The organism is Polyangium jinanense, assembly GCF_028435365.1.
This window is the reverse complement of record NZ_JAGTJJ010000044.1, coordinates 59547-79785: the sequence shown is the minus strand read 5'-3', so window position 1 is coordinate 79785 and position 20239 is coordinate 59547. Positions and strand designations below refer to the sequence as shown.

Sequence of the window (20239 nt, the reverse complement as noted above, 5' to 3'; positions counted from 1 at the left end):
AAGCGGCAAGCGAAATCTGCTTGTGTACCGTTTCTGAGCCATGGAGAGGACGAAGGGCGTATTCGCATGATCCCTCCGGTCATCATGGGAGCCCCCCGGGTGCTCGGCGCGGCGTGCTCGACAGCGCAGCCCTCGGGGTCGCAGCGCTCCTGCGGAAAGGAAGGCGAGAGCTGACGATTTTACAGTGATCGCCATGGTCGCTGCGGGTGCCGAGCCAATCACAGCTCGCACGCCTGCTCAATTGACGAAGACGCCAGCCAAAACAACCCTGGGGGGTTGTCCTGATGTTGGACTTTCGTGATGCCGATTGCCTCCAGGGTTCCGAGATCCACGCTCGCGTGGGATGATGACGACGACGGGCCTCGGCGTGATAGATTCCTCGGATGGTGCCGGATCACTCCATGAGCGAGGCAGCTCTCCCGATACCTGACGGCATGATCGGAAAATGGCAGGAAATTGTGAATCTCCTTGCCGAAGTCGTGCGCGTGCCCAATGCTATGGTCGTGAGGTTCGAGGCGCCCGACCTCGTCGTCTTCGTCACCAGCGAATCGATGGGCAACCCGTTCAGACGCGACGAGCGGGTTCGCGTCCGCGCCGGCCTCTACTGCGAGGCCGTGCTGCGCACCCGCCTGCCGCTCTTGATCCCGGACGCTCTGGCGGACGAGCACTGGGCGGCGAGCGCGCAGCTCGAGCGTGGCATGGTCTCCTACCTCGGATTGCCGATCGAATGGCCCGGCGGCGACATCTTCGGCACCATCTGCGTGCTCGATGACAAGCGAAATGGCTACGGCTTGCTGTACGAGCGGCTGATTACCCAGTTTCGGGATGTGGTCCAGGCAGACCTGCGTGCGCTTGTGCAGCACAACGCCCGCCTCTCCGCCGAGACCCTCGCCAAGAAGCGCCTGGAGGAGCTCGTCGCGGCGCGCACGGCCGCGCTCACCGAGGCGATCGAGCAGGAGCAGCTCGCCCGCGCCACCGCGGAATCGGCGCTCCGCCTCCGGGACGATTTCTTATATGTCGCCTCCCACGAGCTCCACACCCCCATTGTCAGCCAGAAGCTCACCCTCCAAAGCCTGCTGCGCGAAGCGCAGAAGAGCCCCTCGGGGACCCCGAAGCTGCTCGTCCGGGCCGAGGCGCAATGCCGGCGGCTGGAGCGGCTGGTCGAGGATCTGCTCGATGTCAGCAGGATCCAGGCCGGCGAGCTCGAGCTGCACCGCGAGGAGGTCGAGCTCGTGGCGCTCTCCCGGGAGGTGACGGCGCGCTTCGAAACGGAGCTCGCGCAGGTGCGCAGCCCTTTGTTATGGCGAATCGACGGGCCCGTGGTGGGCTTCTGGGACCGGGCGCGGCTGGAGCAGGTTTTGACCTGCCTGGTCCACAATGCCATCAAGTACGGCGCGGGTCAGCCGATCGAGGTGGAGCTCTCGGTCCTCGACGGCAAGGCCTGGCTCACCGTCGCCGATCGAGGCATCGGCATCGCGCCCGATCGGCTGCCGCATATCTTCGAACGCTTCGAGCGTGGGGTACCGACCAAGAACTACGGCGGCCTGGGCCTCGGGCTGTACATCGCCCGCCAGATCGTCGAGGCGCTCGGCGGATCGATAAGGGTGGAGAGCAAGCTCGGGCAGGGCTCGCGCTTCACGATCGAGCTGCCGATCGCGTGATGATGGCACGTCCTCGAGCCGAAACTCGACGAGCGTCATCGGTTCGGCCGTGGATGCACGCGCCGCAGCTCCCGGCGCCATGCTTCCGGCGCACGCGCTGAGCACGACTGCTACGGGGGCCGAGAGGGGCAACGAGAGGCTTCGGAGGCCACGCGACATCGGGGCGACCTTGGCGGTCCGTGCGGACGTGGAGCAAGGTCGTCCTGCAGGGTACGCGTCGCTCGTCGCCGTGATCGCCGCGCGCTTGCGTTTCTGGTTTCCCTCGCAAACGGAACATGGCAGTCTGGGCAAACGATCCACAGTTCCGGGGATCGAGAGCTCGGGGAGGGAGTGCGTGTGAATGAGGGTGGGGACGTCCGAACGGAGCTCGCAAAGCTCTCCCAGGACCTCGAGCGGGCGCGTCGCGAGCTCGCTGCGCGCGAGGACGAGCTTCAGTGCCTTTATCGGGTCGCGAGCACCGCGATGGATGCCGAGAAGGGCCTGGAGGACAAACTGAACGGCATCCTCGAGATTGTATCGACGGGATCGCAGGGCATGGAGGTCGTCGGCGCCAGGATCGTCCTGGAAGGGCGCTCTTTTCAAACCCCGCGTTTTTCCGAGACACCTTGGCGGCAGTTCTGCGAGGTCATCGCCGACGGCACGCACGTCGGCGTCGTGGAGGTGTTTTATGCGCGCGATCTTCCGTCGCAGGGGGACGAAACGTCGGAGGCATGGAAGCCGCGCTTCATCAACGCCGTCGCAAAGGTCGTGGGCGAACGATTACGTCAAAAGAGAGTGGAGCATCGCATCGATGAGCGCGTCAAGGAGCTCCATTGTCTTTACAATGTCTCCGAGATGACTCATGACGATTCCGCCTCCAGGGAGGAGGTTTTCCAAGGTATTGTCGAGAGCATCCCGCCAGCTTTTCAATACCCGGAGATCACGCGCGCCCGCATCGTCTGCGAGGGCCAGACGTTCGTCTCGGAATCGTTTGAAGAAGGGCCATTTCGTCAGTCGCAACGAATCGCGATCGATGGCAGAGCCATCGGCACCGTGGAAGTCTTTTACCTCGAAGAGAGGCCCCCTGGCGATGAAGGGCCGTTCTTGAAGGAGGAGCGACACCTCCTCAAGGTGCTGGCGGAACGCCTCGGCGATTTCGTGCGTCGCCGTCAAGCGGAAGATCTGGAGATACGCAAATCGCTCGAGCTCCAAGCCTACAACCAGGAGCTCCAGCAGCAGCTCCAGGTGGTCCGAGAGCAAAACGAGGTCATCGTCCGCCAACGCGACATCATCCAGGAGTTATCCACGCCCGTCCTCGAAGTCTGGGACGATGTCCTCACGTTGCCCATCATCGGGCTCATCGACACCAAGCGCGCAGCCGAGATCATGCAGCGATTGCTCTCGGCGGTCGTCGAGAAGCGCGCCCAATTCGTCATCGTCGACGTCACGGGCGTGCCCATCGTCGACACGCAGGTCGCCGATCATCTCATCCAGATCGTACAGGCAGCGGGCCTTTTAGGGGCCTCCTGCATGCTCACGGGCATTCGACCCGCCGTGGCCCGAGCGCTCGTCGAGCTCGGGGTCGATTTGTCAGCAATGAACACACGCCGCAGCTTCCGCGCGGGATTGCGTGAGTGTGTGCAATCGGTGAAGCGGCCTGCGAAGTGCTGACGGCCCGCGATCGCGGTCAGAATCCACCGCCGCTGTCGCACGTTTCGAGTGAAAACGTGCACGTGACCATGGGCGGGTCGACGCCGGGTTTGGTGCGTGAGCAGCCGTCGAAGGCCCAGCCGTCCTCGGGCGCCTCGGCACAAATCTCTTCGCACTCCATATCCAGCTCGTCCGGCGCAAGCTCGAACGTCGACTCTCTGACGTCCGTTTGGCAGCGGCCGCCGCAAGCAACGCTCGAGCCCGCCACCGCGAGCGCAGGCGCAAGCAACAGCACGCGCATCACAGACACAAAAACCTCGACGTGCCGTCGCGCTTATCAACGTGCGAACACGACAATGAATCAGGGCAGGGCGCGTCTTCGCCGGCGCAACGGAGCGCGCAGTAGCGTCCGTTCGTGAAGATCTGGCAGACGGGCTCATACCCATCGAGCGCGGGGCAATCGCTGTCCTCCACGCACTCCTCTGCGCATTGCGCGCCATGGCAGCACACCAGGACCAAGCACTGCGAACCGTCCGCGCAAGCCTCTCCCTCGCCCCGGCAGGCCATGTACACGGTCGCCTCGCTTGCCTCCGGAATACAGCCCCACACGAGTATGCCCATCGTGAGGAGGAGAGGGAACGCCTTCCGGGCCGGTTAGCCTCGCCGATCGGGGGCGGAAGCGGAAGCGGGAGCGGAAGCGGAAGCGGGAGCGGCAGCGGAAGCGGAAGCGGAAGCGGGAGCGGGAGCGGGAGCGGGAGCGGCAGCGGGAGCGGGAGCGGAAGCGGAAGCGGGAGCGGCAGCGGAAGCCGCAAGCGAGATCTGTTTGGGTACCGCTTTTGGGAAGGCGGGCGGGTTGTGCGCCAGATGGGCCTTGCCAGGCGTGGCGGCCGCCAGGGCGGAGGGGGGCGTGCGACACGCAGCGCAGGCCGCGTGCCGCACGCACGAGACCTCAACCCTGGATGAACGCCAGCAGGTCTGCGTTGACCACATCAGCGTTGATCGTGCACAGCCCGTGACCCAGGCCCTTGTGGACCTTGAGCGTCCCGCGCTTGAGGAGCTTGATGGCCAGTAATGCCGAGTCCGCGATCGGAACGATCTGATCGTCGTCGCCGTGCATGACGAGGGTCGGGACTTCGATCCTCTTCAGATCCTCGGTGAAATCCGTTTCGGAAAACGCCTTGATGCAATCGTAGTGGGGCTTGATGCCGCCCATCATTCCCTGCCGCCACCAGTTGTCGATCACACCCGGCAGCACTTTCGCACCGGGCCGATTGAAGCCGTAGAACGGGCCCGAGGGCACGTCGCGATAGAACTGCGCGCGGTTTTCGACGAGCGCAGCCCGGAATCCATCGAACACTTCGATGGGCAGCCCGCCGGGATTCTTCTCGCTCTTCACCATGACCGGAGGCACGGCTCCGATGAGCACGGCTTTCGCGACACGCCCGCCGCCACCGTATTGCGCGACATACCGCGCCACTTCGCCGCCGCCGGTGGAGTGTCCGATGTGGACGGCATCCTTGAGCTGCAGATGTTCCGCCAGCGCGGCGACGTCAGCAGCGTACGTATCCATCTCGTTGCCGCTGAACGTCTGGGAGGACCGACCGTGCCCGCGCCGATCGTGCGCAATCACGCGGAACCCTTTCGAGAGGAAGAACATGAGCTGCGCATCCCAGTCATCGCTGCTCAAGGGCCAGCCATGGTGGAACACGATCGGCTGACCGCTGCCCCAGTCCTTGTAGAAAATCTCGGTGCCGTCTTTGGTACGTACGAAGCTCATGATGTGGACTCCTCGGTCTTATGGGATGGCTGGAATCTGAACGTGTGCGAGTGCGCGTCACGCCAGTTCGCGGTGGAAGAACTCGAGCGTGCGGGCACGGGAGAGGCGCGCGGCTTCGGCATTGAAGTGCGTTCCGCCGTGCCGCGAGAACGCGTGACGGCAACCCGGATAGCTGAAGACCTCGAACTTCGGGTTTCCCGCGAGGGCCTCCGCGATTTCTCGCTGCGCTTTCTTCGGGATGAACTCGTCCTCTTCGGCGAGGTGCATCTGCAACGGTCCGTCGATGTCCGCTGTTTCGCCGAGAAACTCCTCGGTACGCCCACCGTGAAAGGCGACCGCTGCATCCACGCGCGTGCGCGCCGCTGCGAGAAAGGTGAGCAGCCCGCCAAGGCAGAAACCCATGACACCCACGCGTCCCGTAGCTCCCGTGAGCGTGCGCGCAGCGGCTATCGTCGCTTCGACGTCGCGCACGCCAGCGTCGATATCGAACGCCTTGTAAAGGGCCAGGCCCTTCTCCCAGTCGGGTTGGGATTGAACGGACAGGTCCACGTGCGACTCCCCCTGGCGCCAGAACAGTTCCGGGCAGATCGCGATGAATCCTGCCGCGGCAAGCTCGTCGCAAGTGGCACGAAGGTCCACATTGACGCCAAAGACTTCATGCAGAACGACGATGGCCGGTGCCGCCACGGCTGCCGGTCGCGCCAGGTAGCCGTCGAAGCTGCCTTCTGCTGAGCGGATGCGAAACACATGTTCGGGATCGTCATGCCAGGTCGATGTAGTCATGTGCGTGCTTCTCCGGTCGGAATATGGGTTGCAAGGCAGCTAAAACATCGGTCGGTTTACTCACCGACCTGTGGAAGAACTGCGCGAAGCGCAGTTTTTCCATCAAAGGTCCAGGGCTGGCCCTGGTCCGGGTCGAGGGGCGGATAGCCCCCGCGGGGTCCGGGGCAGCGCCCCGGCGCGGCGGCCCACGTGAGCTGCGCGCTACATCCGCGCCGTCATCCACTCGACGATATCGCGCAGCACGCCCTCCTTGCCGACGTCGGCCAGCAGATCGTGGAAATGCCCCTCGTACAGCTTGAGGGTCTTGTCCTTCGATCCGGCCTTCTCGTGGAAGAGCTGGCTGCCATGCGGCAATGTCACCCGGTCCTCGGTGCCGTGCAGGATCAGCACCGGCAGCGTGATCATCGGGAATTCCCGCTTCAGTCGCTCGTCCGCGCGCACCATTTCGGCCACGGTCTGCGTCGGGTACCCCGCGCGCTCGATGAGCGGGTCGTTCTTCATCCGCTCGACGAAGCTCTTGTCACGCGAGAAGCCGTCGTCGTCGAGCTTCAGGACGTGGGCGTGCGGCACGATGTGGCTGAGGCCCTTGAGGATCGCCAGCGCGAAATCCGGCGCGGGCACCTCGTGCGCGAAGCTCTCGCAGATGAATCCCGCGAGCTCCTCGCCGTGCTCGAGCGTGTATACGCTTGAAATCACGCCACCGGCGCTGTGCCCGAGCAGGAACACCGGAAGCCCGGGCTCGCGCGATTTCGCCAGGCCGACGAGCGTGTGCACGTCCTCCACGTACTCGGAAAACTTGTCGACGTAGAGCCGCTCGCCCTCCGAGCGCCCATGCCCGCGGTGGTCGAGCGCGAACACCGAAAACCCATGCTCGACGAGCTGCTCCGCCGTCCACTCGTACAGGCCGCTGTGGGCCTTGAAGCCGTGGACCAGCACCACCACGGCGCGCGGCGTCCCCGGCCGCCACGAGCGCATGAAAATCTTCAGCCCACCTTTACCCTCGAACGTCTCTTCCTTCATCTCGAACATCCCTTCCGGCTCTCGCGTTGCTCACGCGCTCGGGGGCGCGGGTTATGGCCGGAATCATCGGCGGAGGAAACCCCACCAAAGGCGGGTGCTGTGCCCCTCCGTTCGGACGATCTCGGGGTGGAGCGCGGAAGCGGAAGCGGAAGCGGAAGCGGAAGCGGAAGCGGGAGCGGGAGCGGGAGCGGAAGCGGGAGCGGAAGCGGGAGCGGGAGCGGGAGCGGGAGCGGAAGCGGGAGCGGAAGCGGGAGCGGAAGCGGAAGCGGGAGCGGGAGCGGGAGCGGGGTTCAGGGGATCCCGCTCGGGGACGGCGATCGTACCGTCGTGCTCGCGCTCTTCAAGGCCAAGCCGTGCTCACCGTGCTCGCGCTTCGCGCTCCGCGCGGCTCCGCGCGGTGCTGCGCAGCCTTGAAGAGCGCTCCGCGCGACGGTGTGGGACGAGGGTCCCGGCGATTGGGTCGTCGGGCGGAGGGTCTCGTCATGCTGAGGATTTTCGAGGTCGTTTTGGCCATGGCTGGGGACGCGGCGGGTATCGCGGAGCAGATCGAACGAAGGGATTCGGATCTCGCTCGGCAACTTCGTCGGGCCATGCATAGCGTCGCTCTCAATACGGCGGAAGGTGCCGGGAATACGGCCGGGCATAAACGACAGCGTTATCAGACGGCTCTCGGGTCCGCTCGTGAGGTGCTGGCCTGCGTCCAGGTCGCCCAGGCCATGCGCTACATCGGCCCGGTCGATGCGCAGATGCTCGATCGCATGGACCACGTCATCGCCACCCTGGGCCGCCTCGTCTACCGCCGCGCGTCGTAGGAGAAGCCTCCCTCGCCCCTCTCCCGGGACGGGAGAGGGGTTGGGGGTGAGGGACTTTCAGCGTGGGTTCTCCCGCGACTCCCCCGACGAACCAATCCGCACTTTTCCAATTGCCTCGGGCCGCAATCCATGAGACAAAACAAGCGACGCCAGCCGGTGTACCTACCACCGACCGGCGTCTGACCCACAACCCCGGAGCTACGGAGTCATGAGCTAATGACAACCCTACATCTCCATCCTCCGCCGGCAAACTTCTCGGCATCGCACGCCTTGCTCGGCCGCCTTTACCTCGAACACCGCGCTTTCCTGCGCCGCCTTCTTCTTGTCCAGGCCGTCCCTCTTTGCGACGTGGAGGATGTCCTGCAAGAGGTCTTCATCACGGTATGGCGTCGCCTCTCGTGCCTGGTCACGCCGGAGCAGGCTCGCCCGTGGCTCGCGCTGATCGGGCTCAACCATGCGCGCAATCACCGAAGGCTCGTGCGACGCGAGAGTGAAGTGCTCGTTGGCTGCGCGGAAGAGCTTCCTGAGCAGGAGGACCGGACCACGCCGGAGACGCATCTGCACGCGATCTATGGTGTGTTTCGGCTCAAGCGATTCCTGGAGAAGATTGGTCCACGCCTCCGGGCCGCGGTGATACCGTTCCTGGAGGGGCAATCGATCACCGAGATTGCAACGTCGCTCGACATCAAGGCGAAGGCCGTCGAGGGGCGCCTGCGTCTCGCCCGAAAGCGTTTGGAGATGCTCGCGCCCGCGTAAGTCCCGCTTCCGCTCCCGCTCCCGCTCCCGCTCCCGCTTCCGCTCCCGCTTCCGCTCCCGCTTCCGCTTCCGCCGCCGTGATACGCGGGTACCAAGCGGCCGAAGCGCTTATGTACGAGCGACTATCGATCGATTCCGACGATCTCGACAGTCTTTAGGAAGTTACTCTCGGCAGTGCAATCGCCGCCGTCTAGGATCAGGAGCCGATCTCGAGGGGCATCGAGCAAGACGTTGCCATATCCGGGCCCACCGGGACCAAACATGGCGCTGCCGAGGGGGCTTGGTGCGAAGAGCGTGGCAGCGGCGTCGATCGCCCAAGCGTCGAAGCCACACGCGTTCGGGGTACGCGTGAACGAGAGAAACGAGCACGAGACCTCGTCCCAGAGGAGCGACGGCGTCGACACGGGGAGAGCAGGGAGCGTCCCCGCCAAACCTATCCATGACGTCGGGTTTTGAAGGTCGAGCGCCCACGCGTCAGCCGGCCCAGGCTTCTGCCCGCTCCGCACCATCACCATCCGATCGAGCGCGGGATCATAAGCCATTTGCCGCAATTCGCCCGGCTGCGGCGCCGGCGGACCGGCCTCCCCCGGAACGAGCGTTGACCAACTCTCGGCGCCTGGCCGAAGGTCGAGCGCGTAGGTCCCGCGATAGGGTAGCGCGAGCGCTGGATCGTCTGAATAGATGAGCGCTGTAACGAGGACCCTTTTGCCAATTGGATCGTATGCGGCGGCGGGAGCCCAGGCAGAGCCGATCGGGAACTCGGGGAGTTGATCGATGATCGCCGCGTCCCCTTCGACACGTACGGCGAAGACCTGCGCCAGATCAGCGGTGTTTGCCGTGCCGCCGATGACGACGGCGCGTTCATTTTCGGGATCCCATATCGCCGCGGCGAACGTGGGCACCTCGACCGAATCGCCTTTGAGCGACAGGATGTGGTGCTCGAGCGAGGCGAGGTCCAGCGCCGAGATCTGTTTCGCAGGACCACCGCCATTCAGCGAGATGCCGCCGATGATGAGCGCGCGGCTCGCTTTGGGATCGAGGACCATGGAGCCCACCGGTGCAGGCGGCGGCGAGAGCTGCTCCCGGTCGATCGACGCGAGCTTCGGAGCCGCACCGGGAGTGCATGCATCGGGGCGAGGGCGAGCCCCGGTGGAAGCCGCTTCGGTGATTTCGACGCTCGGGCCGCAAGCCAAGATGCCAATGGAAAGCGCGAGGAGGCCCGTCTTTTTCACCCGATCGACAATATACGTTTTCAAGGCGGCGACAAGGGGACGGAGCTTGTGCGGAGCCTGGACGCGGAAGCGAGGTAGAAACGCTAGACCGCTTCTGCTTCCGCTCCCGCTTCCGCTTCCGCTTCCGCTTCCGCTCCCGCTTCCGCTCCCGCTTCCGCTCCCGCTTCCGCTCCCGCTTCCGCTTCCGCTCCCGCTTCCGCTTCGGTGGCCCGCACGCCACCGCAGACACGGTTGACCGCCGCGCGGGAAGCGTGCCACGCCCCCGAGGAGGCGGAAATCCTGGTTTATTTGTCCTGGGTGCCGTGTCCCTTTATTTGAAGCCTCGCATCCCACAAGGAGAAGCACACTCATGACTATCTCGTTCGTTCGTTCGACCTCGCTCGCGCTCATCTGCATCCCTGTATTGCTCGTCGCATGTAAAGGCGGTGACAAGTACGGGGCAGTCGCCATCTCGGCTTCGACTGGAAAGTTCGGAGGCGTCGTCGATCGCGCAAGCCAGGAGCAGGCGCAGAAAGACGCGACCGCGCTCTGCGGACAGCCCGACTGTGGCGGTGCCGTCGCTTGGTTCAAGAACGCGTGCGTCTCCGTCGCCCAAGGCACGAAGCCGATGGCGTTTGGCAGCAACCCGGAGACGACGCAGCAAGCGGCGGAGGCAGCAGCAATAAAGGTGTGCAGTCAAACCGACTCCGGCTGCAAGACGGTCGCAACCTTCTGCACGTCACGCTGAAAACGATGTTCGCGGTAGGGGGTAGAAACGCTAGACCGCTTCCGCCTCCGCTTCCGCCTCCGCTTCCGCTTCCGCTTCCGCTCCCGCTCCCGCTTCCGCTCCCGCTTCCGCTCCCGCTCCCGTGAACGTGGCGGGCCGCCCGGCGAAGGACGGCCCGCTTTACGCATCACCGCCGCGCCAGCCGGTGCAGGGTGGCGATGATATGGTCGAGCGCATCGCGTAGCCCATCATCGACTGGTTCCACGTACCCGAGCGCCTCCGCTACATCCAAGCACGCGCGCACCTCGGCCGCGGATCCCATGGCCGTGTGCCACCGCGCCCTTTCGTTCCGCCCCTGCGAATACGCGCCCTCGTGCAGATTCAGCGGCACGCTTGTGGCGGCGCGCCGTAGCTGATCCGCCAGGTTTGCATCCTTCCCGCCGATCTTCTCGATGATGGGCCGCAGCCGCCGTAGCATTTCGATCGTGACGCTGTAGATTTTGAGAGCCATTGCTTCCTCCTGCCCCGACCGGGGCCCTGACCCCGGGCCCGCGCGCGGAGGGTGGTGCAAGGCTGCGAGGCGAAGCCTCGCACCGCGCGCAGCCGCACGGAGCGCGAAGCGCGAGTACGGTGAGCACGGCTTGGCCTTGCGCCACCCGAGCACGCGGGCATGCTGGCCGACCCCGGACGAGAGCGCCCTTGAAGGCGCGTCCCGGAAGCGGAAGCGGAAGCGGAAGCGGAAGCGGCAGCGGCAGCGGAAGCGGAAGCGGCAGCGGAAGCGGAAGCGGCAGCGGAAGCGGAAGCGGAAGCGGAAGCGGAAGCGGAAGCGGCAGCGGCAGCGGCAGCGGCAGCGACTCTCAGCCCTGCGTCCCCTCCGCTGGGGGTGTCTCCTGCTTCCCATTCTCTTTCCGCGTCGCGCGTGCGGCGGCCTCGGCGCGCAGCCTCGCCATGGCATCGAGCAGCGGTGCGAGCAGCGCCTTGCCCTCCTGGATCCTCGCCGTATCGGATCGTTTGGCCCGGCTCGACACGTATCGCCTGAGCCGCACCATCAGCTCCACCCACTCCGTCTCTGCGTCTTGGCCCGCGCCGACGTGTGCGCGCTTGTCCGTCCGAGCCTTCTCCACCTCGGCGAGCAGGGCATCACTCTTGTCGAGCGCCGTCTCCCAACGCTCCAGCCATATCATTGGCAATTCGATCGCCGCCAGCGTCGCGGCGTGCTCGGGCGCGCGGAGCGCGAGCAACGCGTCCCGACAGATCCGGTTTTCATCCGCGATGGGGTCATCGACGTGCGCCAGGCCATCCGGGAACGCGGCCTGGTGCACGGCGGCGGCATGGAGGGCGTACGGGCTCACGCGGCGCCGCGATTCGACCCCGATGTAGTTCTCCAGATGGCGATACCAGGTATCGACCGCCTCATCCGCGGCCGCGAGCTGCGCGAGCCGTGCGGTGCGCTCCGCCTGCGCGAGCACGTTCCCCGTGACGTGCGCGTCGAGCGCGTCGACGATGTCCGTGCACTCGGCGACATACGCATCCAGCGCGGGTTCCGGAGGGCCTTTCGCGGCCCGCGCGCTCAGGTTGTCCTTGATCTTCTTGGCGATGTCGCGCTTCTCGGCGCGCGGAATCTGGTCGAGCTTGGCCATGCGTCCGCAACCTAACAGGGTGTTCCGTGATCGACAACACGAACGCTTGAGGTGTGGACGGTCGAATCGTTCCTCATTCTTTCCTCTCCACGGGAGGAGAGCGGGGGAAACGTTCCTGGCTGCTTTCTCCCGTGAGGAGAAGAACGGGGGAAAGGTTCCCCGCTGCTTCCTCCCCTGGGGAGGAGAACGGGGGAAACGTTCCTGGCTGCTTCCTCCTCTCGGGAGAAGAACGGGGGGAACGTTCCGGGCTACTTTCTCCCCCGGGGAGGAGAACGGGGGGAACGTTCCCAGATGCTTCCTCCCCTGGGGAGGAGAATGGGGGGAACGTTCCCGGCTGCTTCCTCCCTCGAGGCCAAGGTGGAGGGGAACGCCCCGGGGAGCTTCCTCCTCCTGGGAGAAGGTCGAGGGGAACGTTCCGGGCTCGGTTCGACACGGAGGATGAGCTCAAATCCCGCCAGCGTGCAACACACCTTCCCGGTCTTGCCACTGGCCTGTGGGAAGAACTGCGCATCGCGCAGTTCTTCCCCAAATGGTCCAGGGCTTGCCCTGGTTCGGGTCGAGGGGCGAATAGCCCCCGCGGGGCCCGGGGCAGCGCCCCGGCGCGACGCCGCCCGCCCCGCGTCACCATTTTGACCGGCCTGCACGCCACGCAGCGGCAGCGCAAGACGGTTTATTGCTCTCCTTCGGATCCGCATCGTTTGCGATATCGCTAGCTGGCGCATTCGTCTTATTCTGACCCTCTATGAAACCGTCCCGTCTTGCGACCATCTCGCTCCTCATCGGCGTGTTCGCGGCGTACGGCTGCGGGGAGGAAGAATCGACGACCGAGACCACGAAGGGCGCCGGCGGCACCGGCGGCGGTGTGGGGGGCGCGAGCGCGGGCGGCGGCGAAGGCGGCGGCGGGAGCGACGGCCCCGGCGGCGCGACGTCGTGCGTACCGAACACGACCGAGGCTTGTTATGGCGGCCCCGCCGGCACGGAGGGCATCGGGGTTTGCCAGGGCGGAACCCGCACCTGCAACGCCGAGGGCACGGGCTTCGGGCCCTGCGATGGCGAGGTCCTGCCCTCGCAGGAGGACTGCGCCACCTCGGAAGACGAGGACTGCGACGGCGCCACACCAACGTGCGGGAGCGACAACCTCTGGAGCCGACGCTTCGGCGCGGCCGAGAGCCTCGGGCTCATCGCCGGCGCCGGCGGCCACCCGATCCTCGTGGGTCGTTTTCCTGGCACCCTGAGTTTTGGGGGCAACACGTTCACGAGCTCGGGCGGCTACGACGCGTTCGTCGCCAAGCTCGACGGCGCCTCGGGCGAGCACCTCTGGAGCCGCAGGCTCGGCGGCGCCGAGGATCAAGCCGCGTGGAGCGTGGCCGAGGACCCGCAAGGCAACGTCGTCGTCATCGGCGAGTTCCTCGGGCAGATGAGCGTCGGCGGCGGAAACTCGCTCCAGAGCGCGGGCGGCTACGACGTATTCGTCGCCAAGTACGACGGCGAAAGCGGCGACCACATGTGGAGCCGGCGCTTCGGCAACAGCGAGGACCAGATCGCGCGCGGCGTCGCCGTCACGAAGACGGGCGAGATCCTCGTGACCGGCAGCTTCTCCGGCGGCGTCGATTTCGGCACCGGCTTGCTCGAGAGCGCCGGGAGCTTCGATGCATTCGTGCTCACGCTCGACAGCAACGGAAACCCCGTGCGCGCCCAGCGTTACGGCGACGGCGAGGAGCAAAACGGCCGCGCGATCGCGGTCGACGCGGGCGGCAATGCCGTGTTCACCGGGGATTTTCGTGGCGAGGTGAACTTCGGCGGGACCACGCTCACGAGCGCCGGCGGCTTCGACCTGTTCGTCGCGCGCCTCGATCCGAACGGCGGCGTCACCTATGCGAAGCGATACGGCGACATGGATCCGCAGCGCGGTTATGCGGTGCGCGTGAACGCCGCGGGCAACGCGATCGTGAGCGGAATCGTGCGGGGCACCGTGGATTTCGGCGGCGGCGCGCACACCGCGCAGAACCTCGACGTCTTCCTGCTCGAGCTCTCGCCGAGCGGCAACCACGTGAAAAGCGTGATCATGGGCGGCTCGAAGGCCGACACCGCCGGCGGCGTGGCCATCGGCGCGGGGGGCCGCTTCGTCGTCGGCGGCGGCTTCCTGAAGGACGCGCAATTCGGCGGGATCACGCTGAACGCGCAGGGCGGCGCTTCCGCGTCCGAGGCATTCCTCGCGCGGTACGACACGGCGGGCAACGTCCTCTCGGCCACGGCTTATGGCGACAAGGACGATCAGGCCATCACCGCGGTCGCGACCGACGCCGCGGGCCGCGTCTTCCTCGGCGCCCTGGTCTCCGGCACGGTCGACTTCGGCCAGGGCCCGCTCGCGGGCGGCGCGGCGGAGCTCGTCCTGGCGAAGCTCGCGCCGTAGCCGTCCTGCGACGACGAACGGCCGTTCCGGTGCTACGCCTCTCCTCGATGCGCCCCGCGACGGTCGCCGCCCTCGCGCTCCTCGTGCTCGCCCCTTCCGGCGGGGCCGCCCGTCCTCCGCCTCCCCCCGAGGCTCCCTCGGCCCCCGCGCCGCAAGCGAGCACGAAGACCGGCATCGTCACCCTGCAAAGCCCCGCGCCCGAGGCGATCCTCCTCCGCGAAAGCACGTTCACGATGGGCTCGACGCCCGCCGAGGTCGCCCACGCGCAGACGCTCTGCGCCCTGGAGCCCATGGGCCGCGAGTGCCCCGAGCAGATCTTCGGCGACGAATACCCGCCCCACGAGGTCTACCTCTCGGACGTCTGGATCGATCGCACCGAGGTCACGGTCGCGCGGTACCGCCGCTGCGTGGCCGCGGGGCATTGCCTGGAGCCGCCGTATGCCTCGGGGGCGGCGCGCTTCGATCGGCCGGAGCTGCCGGTGGTGATGGTGAGTTATGGCGACGCCGTGGCCTTCTGCACCTGGGCGGGCGGGCGGCTGCCGACCGAGGCCGAGTGGGAGCGCGCGGCGCGGGGCGCGCGGGGCCGGCGGTACCCCTGGGGCAACCTCTGGAACGGCTCGATCGTGAACCACGGCAAGCTCTCCTGGGACGAGCTCGACCCGACCGACGGCTTCCTCGAGCTCGCCCCCGCCGGCTCGTTCCCGGACGGCCGGACCCCCGACGGGTTCGCCGACATGGCGGGAAACGTAGAAGAATGGGTGGCGGACTACTACGCCCCTCGCTACCAGGAGGGCAGCGTGATGAACCCGCGCGGCCCGTCCTCGGGGGAGGAGCGGGTCCTGCGGGGCGGCGGCTACGTGCATGGCCGGCCGTTTTTGCGGGCGGCGTCGCGCCAGCACGATCTTCCTTCCATGCGCCGGCCCTGGCGCGGGTTCCGGTGCGCCCGGGATCCGTAGCGAAGCGCGCCCGGCGGGATCATAGTGGGCGCGTGAAGATCGCCCACCTCTCGGATCTGCACCTGCTCTCGCTCGAAGGCGCGGTGCCGATGCGCCTCTTCAACAAGCGCCTCACGGGCTACGTGAACCTGCGCTTCCACCGCAAGTCGGTCCACAAGCCCTTCGCCGTCGAGGCGGCCGCCGCGGAGATCCGGAAGCTCGGCGTCGATCACGTGGTCATCACGGGCGACGTCACGAACCTCGCCCTCGAGGTCGAGTTCGAGCTCGTGAAGAAGCTCGTCGAACAGGACCTCGGCCTCTCGCCCGACCAGATCAGCATGGTCCCGGGCAACCACGACACCTACACCCGCGGCGCCTTCCGCTCGAAGCGCTTCCTCCACTACTTCGAGCCCTACCTCAAGACCGATCTCCCCGAGATCCCGGGCCCCTTCCCCTTCGTGCGCCTGCGCGGCCCGGTCGCGCTCATCGGCCTGTCGACGGCCGTGCCGAGGCCGCCGCTCGTCGCGGCCGGCGCCCTCCGCCCGAAGCAGCTCGATGCGCTCTCGCGGGTGCTCTCCCACCCGGAAGTGCGCTCGCGCACGCCCATCCTGCTCCAGCACCACCCGTGGCACAACCCGCCGCGGCTCGCGAAGAGGCTGCTCGAGGGGCTCTACGACGCACGGGAGCAGGGCGATCTCCTGCGCGGGGTCGAGCGGGGCCTCTTGCTGCACGGACACCTGCACCGGCGCATCCACCGCACGCTGCCGACGGCGCGGGGCCACATCGACGCGGTCGGCGCGACGAGCGCATCGCTCCTGCACGACAGCGACGAGCGCATGGCGGGCTTCAACCTGTACGAGATCGACGACGCCTCCGGGGCGATCCAGTCGATCAGCTCGTGCAGGCTCGATCCCGCGACGAAGACGTTTTCCGAAGTGCCGATTCCGAAGGGATGAGCAGGGGGGAGCCGGAAACGAACCCGGCGCCGTCGGACGGTGCGAGGTCCGAGGCGCCGGGTGACGACTAGCTCAGCTCAGCTCAGCTCGCGGCGGCGAGGCGCATCACGTTGATGGCCTGCAGGCCCTTGGGGCCCTCCTTGATCTCGAACTCGACGGTCTCGTCCTCGAAGAGACGCTTCCGACCCGCGTCCGGCTGCTGGATCTGAGAGTAGTGGACGAAGACGTCGGGGCCCGTGTCCTGCTTGATGAACCCCCAGCCCTTCTCGTCATTGAACCACTTGACTTTACCTACTGCCATAACTCCTCCACTTCACACGGTGCTCGCCGATCGCTGTCGATCCCCACGATTCCGCGCGTATCCAGCGCACGCGCCCCCGGTCGAGCGGCGCCAAGGTAGACGTCCGCTCGTCCGACCGTCAAGCGGAGTGCCACCCATGGAAGGCACGCGAGCACACACCCGCCGTTGACGCACCCTGCGAAATCGAAAACGCACCGCGCGTGACGCACGTGCGTAAAGGCGTTCGCTTCCCGGGTAAAATATGACCGGGAAATGACCGAAATTCAGACGCCCCGGCTTCGGCACGACCATCGCAAGGGGCGGCCGGCATGGAGTTCCCCACCCCCAAAGCCGAGATCACGGGCGCCCCTTCCGAGGGGAGCGGTGACGCGACGCAGCGGCCCCGCCCTTATGAACACGCCTCCCGCGATCCGCGGGCGCTCCGCATCCTCGCAAAGACCATCTACCGCGAAATGCGCCAGGGAGGTCTCGCCGAAGAAGACGTGATGTCGGTCGCCGGCGAGCTCCTCGCCCTCGTCGCCGGTGACATGAAAGACCGCCGCGAAAACGGCGACCCCACCTCGATCCCGCCTTCCTCCGCCTCCGCCCGCAAGCCGCGCTGATCCGTCATCCGTCTCCGTCCCCACCCGCGCGCGATCGTCCCCTCTTCGTTGACATGCTCCTCGGGGCTTGCTCGTATTGCCGGGCGTGGCCCGGGGCCGATCCCGCAAGGCCGCCCGAGCGGAATGATTTTCTCGGTCATCATCAGCGAGAAGGGCGGCGCCGAGCGGCGCGAATCCTTCGATCGCGCGGAGATCAACGTCGGCCGCGTGCAAGGCAACGACCTCATGCTGCCGAAAGGCAACGTGTCGAAGCGGCACGCGCGCCTGGTCCTGCGTGACGGCCGCTTCATCGTCACCGACCTGAAGAGCACGAACGGCACGTACGTCAACGGCCGCAAGATCGGGCAGCCGACGCTCGTCCGCGAAGGCGACAAGATCTACATCGGCGACTTCGTCCTGCGCATCGAAGCCGGCCCCGGCACTTCGCTCGCCGGCGGGCGTATGCCGAGCGGCGAGTTCAACGCGATGCCCGACATGGGCTCGATCGAAGGTCCGCTCTCGTCGCCCGGAGGCCCGCCCTCGGCCATCCCCGCCAAACCCCGCGACCCGGGCATTCTCACCGGCGAGCAAGCCGCGGACGTGGTCAGCCACTTCCCGCTGGAGAACGATCCCGACGAGGCGCCGGTCCCCGTGCCCGCCCCGCCGCGCGTGCCACGTCCAACCGCAAGCACGAAGCCAAGCGGCTCGATGCTCTCGCCCACCGCACTCTCGCCGCTGCCGCCGCACACCGCAGCCGGTCCGCCCACGCTGAGCGCCGGCCCGCGGCCCACGGCGTCGAGCATCCCCGCGCCACCGCAAAGCCCCTTCCCGCCTGCCTTCGGGCAGGCGTTCCCATCGCGGCACGCGATGCCGCCCGGCCCGACGGCGGTGCCTCCGTCCCCGGTGAATCGTACGAACTCGGAGCCGACGCCGGGCCCGTCGGCCCCGCACCGCGCCGCACTCGTGACCCTCGTGGAGCGCGTGGCCGAGGGCGTGGACCTCGCCCCGCTCGCCACGGGCGCGCCGATCTCGTCGACGTTCGCCACGAAGATCGCGACGACGATCGAGGAACGCGTGGCCGGGATGAAGACCGCGGGCCTCGTGCCGGACGGCGTGGGCATCGCGGAGCTCGCAGTGGAAGCGCGGCGCGAGATCCTGGAGCTCGGCGCGATCGGGCCGCTGCTCGCAGACGACGACGTGCTTGAGATCCACGTGCAAGGGAACACGCGGCTCGTCGCATTCCGCAAGAGCCGCAAGACACCAACCGGCGAGATGCCGTTCACGAGCGAAGAGGCCGCAGCGCGGGCGCTCAGGCGGCTTCTCGTGCGCGCAGGCACGCCGTTCGAGGCGCCGGGCGCGGTGGACGTCGTCACGCCGGAGGGATTTCGTATCCTCGGGGTCGTGCCCGCGCCGGGCGCGAAAGGGCTGCTCGTCGTGCTGCGCAAGCCGCAGCGGATCGAGGCGAGCACGCTGGAAGATCTCGTGCGCGCAGGGCTCGTCTCGCGGGCCGTGGCGACGCTGCTCTCGCAATGCATGGCCGGTCGCGCAAACGTGCTCGTGGCCGGGCCGATGGGCTCGGGGCACGGATCCCTCGTCGCAGCGCTCGCGCAAGGCTTCGCCGCAGAGGAGCGCGTCGTGTCGCTGCAAGACGACGACGAGATCCCCGTCCTCCACACGAACGCGCTGTCGATCCCGCTCGGCCCGAGCGCGGACGCGGCGGCAAACGCGACACGTGTCGCCGCACGGATGCGTCCCGACCGCATCGTGATCGGCGCACTCGCCGGACCTGCAGCCTCCGAGCTCGTAGGGGCCCTCGGCGAGGGCGCGGGCAGCGTGCTCGCGGCAACGCGCGCGCCGACCTTGCGCCATGCGCTCGCCCGGCTCACGGCCGACCTCGTGACGGCGCGCCCAGGCACGACCGTGGAGGCAGCGCGGGAGGCGCTTGCGAGCGCATTCGACCTCGTGCTCGAAGTGGCCCGGCTTCGCGACGGCCGCGCGCGGCTCATGCGGGTCGCAGATCTGCGGGTGGAAGGCGGCGCGCTCGTGGCGCGGGACCTCTTCACATTCATCATCGAACGGACCGCCGCGGGCGGGACGATCGAAGGCAGTCTCCACCCGACGGGCGTGGTCCCAGCCATCGCGGAGGACCTGGCAGCACGGGGGACGCCGGTCGATCCAGCGATCTTCCGACGCGCGAAGTAAAGCGTCGTCGGCGGGCCGAGCGCGTCTTGACGAGTCTCGGCAGGACGACGACGTTCGACTAGGCTACCCTGTATGCACCCTGCCGCCGGTGACGTAGCGGCAGCGGCGGTTCCAAGGGCAACAAGAAGCGAACATGGCCATCCGCACCATCCTGCATTATCCCGACCCTCGCCTTCGCCAGAAGGCCCAGCCGGTCGAGCGCATCACGCCCGAGCTCGAGCGGCTCATCGACGACATGGCCGAGACCATGTACGCAGCGCCAGGCGTGGGACTCGCGGCCACGCAGATCGGCGAGCCGCACCGGATCTTCATCATCGACATCGCCGCCGAGGACGAACCAAGCAACCTCATGGTCTTCGTCAACCCGGAAATCCTGTCAAAGGTCGGCGAAGAGGTCGGTCCCGAGGGCTGTTTGTCGTTCCCCGGCGTGAGCGAGGACATCAAGCGCGCGACCGAGGTCCGCGTGCGCGCCCAGGGCCGCGACGGCAAGACGTTCGAGCTCGCGGCCGACGGTCTGCTCGCAGTGGCGATCCAGCACGAGAACGATCACCTCGACGGCGTGCTGATGATCGACCGCGTGGGCATGCTGAAGAAGCGCATCATCCAGCGCAAGATGCAGAAGCGCGCAGACGCGACGGGTTGATGGTCGAAAGCGTCGCGCCGGGGCGCTGCCCCGGGCCCCGCGGGGGCTGTTCGCCCCTCGACCCGAACCAGGGCAAGCCCTGGACCTTTTGGGGAAGAACTGCGCGATGCGCAGTTCTTCCCACAGGCCCGTGGCAAGACCAGGAAGGTGCGTTGCCCGCTGGCAACGGGCCCGTCGCCTGTTGAATCGTCA

The 20239-nt window shown here is 67.2% G+C and carries 19 protein-coding genes; 11 read left to right on the top strand and 8 right to left on the bottom strand.

The features are described 5' to 3' along the window. The first annotated feature begins 458 nt into the window (after positions 1-458). Positions 459-1661 carry a GAF domain-containing sensor histidine kinase gene (locus KEG57_RS40775; RefSeq protein WP_272459501.1) on the top strand — a complete coding sequence of 401 codons (1203 nt, stop codon included), beginning with the start codon at positions 459-461 and terminating at the stop codon, positions 1659-1661. A 336-nt stretch (positions 1662-1997) separates the two neighbouring features. Continuing rightward, a complete protein-coding gene (locus tag KEG57_RS55900; protein ID WP_272422378.1) occupies positions 1998-3311 on the top strand; it encodes an STAS domain-containing protein in 1314 nt (437 codons plus the stop codon). Between the two features lie 16 nt (positions 3312-3327). Here KEG57_RS55900 and KEG57_RS40765 read toward each other — a convergent pair whose 3' ends face one another. The 4 genes from KEG57_RS40765 to KEG57_RS40750 form a co-directional block, all read right to left on the bottom strand. Continuing rightward, positions 3328-3591, bottom strand: a complete 264-nt coding sequence (locus KEG57_RS40765; RefSeq protein WP_272422379.1) for a hypothetical protein — start codon at positions 3589-3591, stop codon at positions 3328-3330. A 648-nt stretch (positions 3592-4239) separates the two neighbouring features. Continuing rightward, on the bottom strand, positions 4240-5067 hold the full coding sequence (locus KEG57_RS40760) for an alpha/beta fold hydrolase (RefSeq protein WP_272422380.1): 828 nt from the start codon (positions 5065-5067) through the stop codon (positions 4240-4242). 57 nt (positions 5068-5124) lie between these two features. Then, positions 5125-5850, bottom strand: coding sequence for a dienelactone hydrolase family protein (locus KEG57_RS40755; protein ID WP_272422381.1), 726 nt, complete (start codon positions 5848-5850; stop codon positions 5125-5127). A 201-nt stretch (positions 5851-6051) separates the two neighbouring features. After that, complete coding sequence (locus tag KEG57_RS40750; RefSeq protein WP_272422382.1) at positions 6052-6870, bottom strand: alpha/beta hydrolase; 819 nt, start codon at positions 6868-6870, stop codon at positions 6052-6054. Positions 6871-7352: 482 nt separating this feature from the next. On the opposite strand from KEG57_RS40750, the gene KEG57_RS40745 reads away from it, so the two are divergent. Both KEG57_RS40745 and KEG57_RS40740 read left to right on the top strand, forming a co-directional pair. Beyond that, positions 7353-7682, top strand: a complete 330-nt coding sequence (locus KEG57_RS40745; RefSeq protein WP_272422383.1) for a four helix bundle protein — start codon at positions 7353-7355, stop codon at positions 7680-7682. A 216-nt stretch (positions 7683-7898) separates the two neighbouring features. After that, positions 7899-8438, top strand: coding sequence for an RNA polymerase sigma factor (locus tag KEG57_RS40740; RefSeq protein ID WP_272422384.1), 540 nt, complete (start codon positions 7899-7901; stop codon positions 8436-8438). A gap of 122 nt (positions 8439-8560) precedes the next feature. On the opposite strand, the gene KEG57_RS40735 is transcribed toward KEG57_RS40740, so the two are convergent. Further along, positions 8561-9694, bottom strand: a complete 1134-nt coding sequence (locus KEG57_RS40735) for a hypothetical protein (protein ID WP_272422385.1) — start codon at positions 9692-9694, stop codon at positions 8561-8563. Positions 9695-10019: 325 nt separating this feature from the next. Here KEG57_RS40735 and KEG57_RS40730 point away from each other — a divergent pair, with 325 nt between their 5' ends. Further along, positions 10020-10397, top strand: coding sequence for a DUF4189 domain-containing protein (locus KEG57_RS40730; RefSeq protein ID WP_272422386.1), 378 nt, complete (start codon positions 10020-10022; stop codon positions 10395-10397). A gap of 166 nt (positions 10398-10563) precedes the next feature. Here KEG57_RS40730 and KEG57_RS40725 read toward each other — a convergent pair whose 3' ends face one another. Both KEG57_RS40725 and KEG57_RS40720 read right to left on the bottom strand, forming a co-directional pair. Next, positions 10564-10887: a four helix bundle protein gene (locus tag KEG57_RS40725; protein ID WP_272422387.1), complete on the bottom strand. Its 324-nt coding sequence runs from the start codon at positions 10885-10887 to the stop codon at positions 10564-10566. Positions 10888-11233: 346 nt separating this feature from the next. Then, positions 11234-12016, bottom strand: a complete 783-nt coding sequence (locus KEG57_RS40720) for a hypothetical protein (RefSeq protein WP_272422388.1) — start codon at positions 12014-12016, stop codon at positions 11234-11236. Between the two features lie 742 nt (positions 12017-12758). Here KEG57_RS40720 and KEG57_RS40715 point away from each other — a divergent pair. The 3 genes from KEG57_RS40715 to KEG57_RS40705 are packed head-to-tail and all read left to right on the top strand — an operon-like array spanning position 12759 to position 16320. Continuing rightward, entirely contained in the window at positions 12759-14429 is a 1671-nt protein-coding gene (locus KEG57_RS40715; protein WP_272422389.1) for a hypothetical protein, read from the top strand. Between the two features lie 47 nt (positions 14430-14476). Next, positions 14477-15385 (top strand): formylglycine-generating enzyme family protein, encoded by a 909-nt coding sequence (locus tag KEG57_RS40710; RefSeq protein ID WP_272422390.1) that lies wholly within the window; start codon positions 14477-14479, stop codon positions 15383-15385. Positions 15386-15417: 32 nt separating this feature from the next. Beyond that, complete coding sequence (locus tag KEG57_RS40705; RefSeq protein WP_272422391.1) at positions 15418-16320, top strand: metallophosphoesterase family protein; 903 nt, start codon at positions 15418-15420, stop codon at positions 16318-16320. 82 nt (positions 16321-16402) lie between these two features. Here KEG57_RS40705 and KEG57_RS40700 read toward each other — a convergent pair whose 3' ends face one another. After that, positions 16403-16621: a cold-shock protein gene (locus KEG57_RS40700; protein WP_272422392.1), complete on the bottom strand. Its 219-nt coding sequence runs from the start codon at positions 16619-16621 to the stop codon at positions 16403-16405. Positions 16622-16929: 308 nt separating this feature from the next. Here KEG57_RS40700 and KEG57_RS40695 point away from each other — a divergent pair, with 308 nt between their 5' ends. From KEG57_RS40695 to def, 3 genes are all read left to right on the top strand, one after another. Next, on the top strand, positions 16930-17223 hold the full coding sequence (locus KEG57_RS40695; RefSeq protein WP_272422393.1) for a hypothetical protein: 294 nt from the start codon (positions 16930-16932) through the stop codon (positions 17221-17223). A gap of 123 nt (positions 17224-17346) precedes the next feature. Further along, on the top strand, positions 17347-19404 hold the full coding sequence (locus tag KEG57_RS40690; protein ID WP_272422394.1) for an ATPase, T2SS/T4P/T4SS family: 2058 nt from the start codon (positions 17347-17349) through the stop codon (positions 19402-19404). A 133-nt stretch (positions 19405-19537) separates the two neighbouring features. Then, the gene (gene def / locus KEG57_RS40685; protein WP_272422395.1) at positions 19538-20047 is read left to right on the top strand and encodes a peptide deformylase; all 510 of its coding nucleotides are present in this window, start codon (positions 19538-19540) and stop codon (positions 20045-20047) included. Positions 20048-20239: the final 192 nt, after the last annotated feature.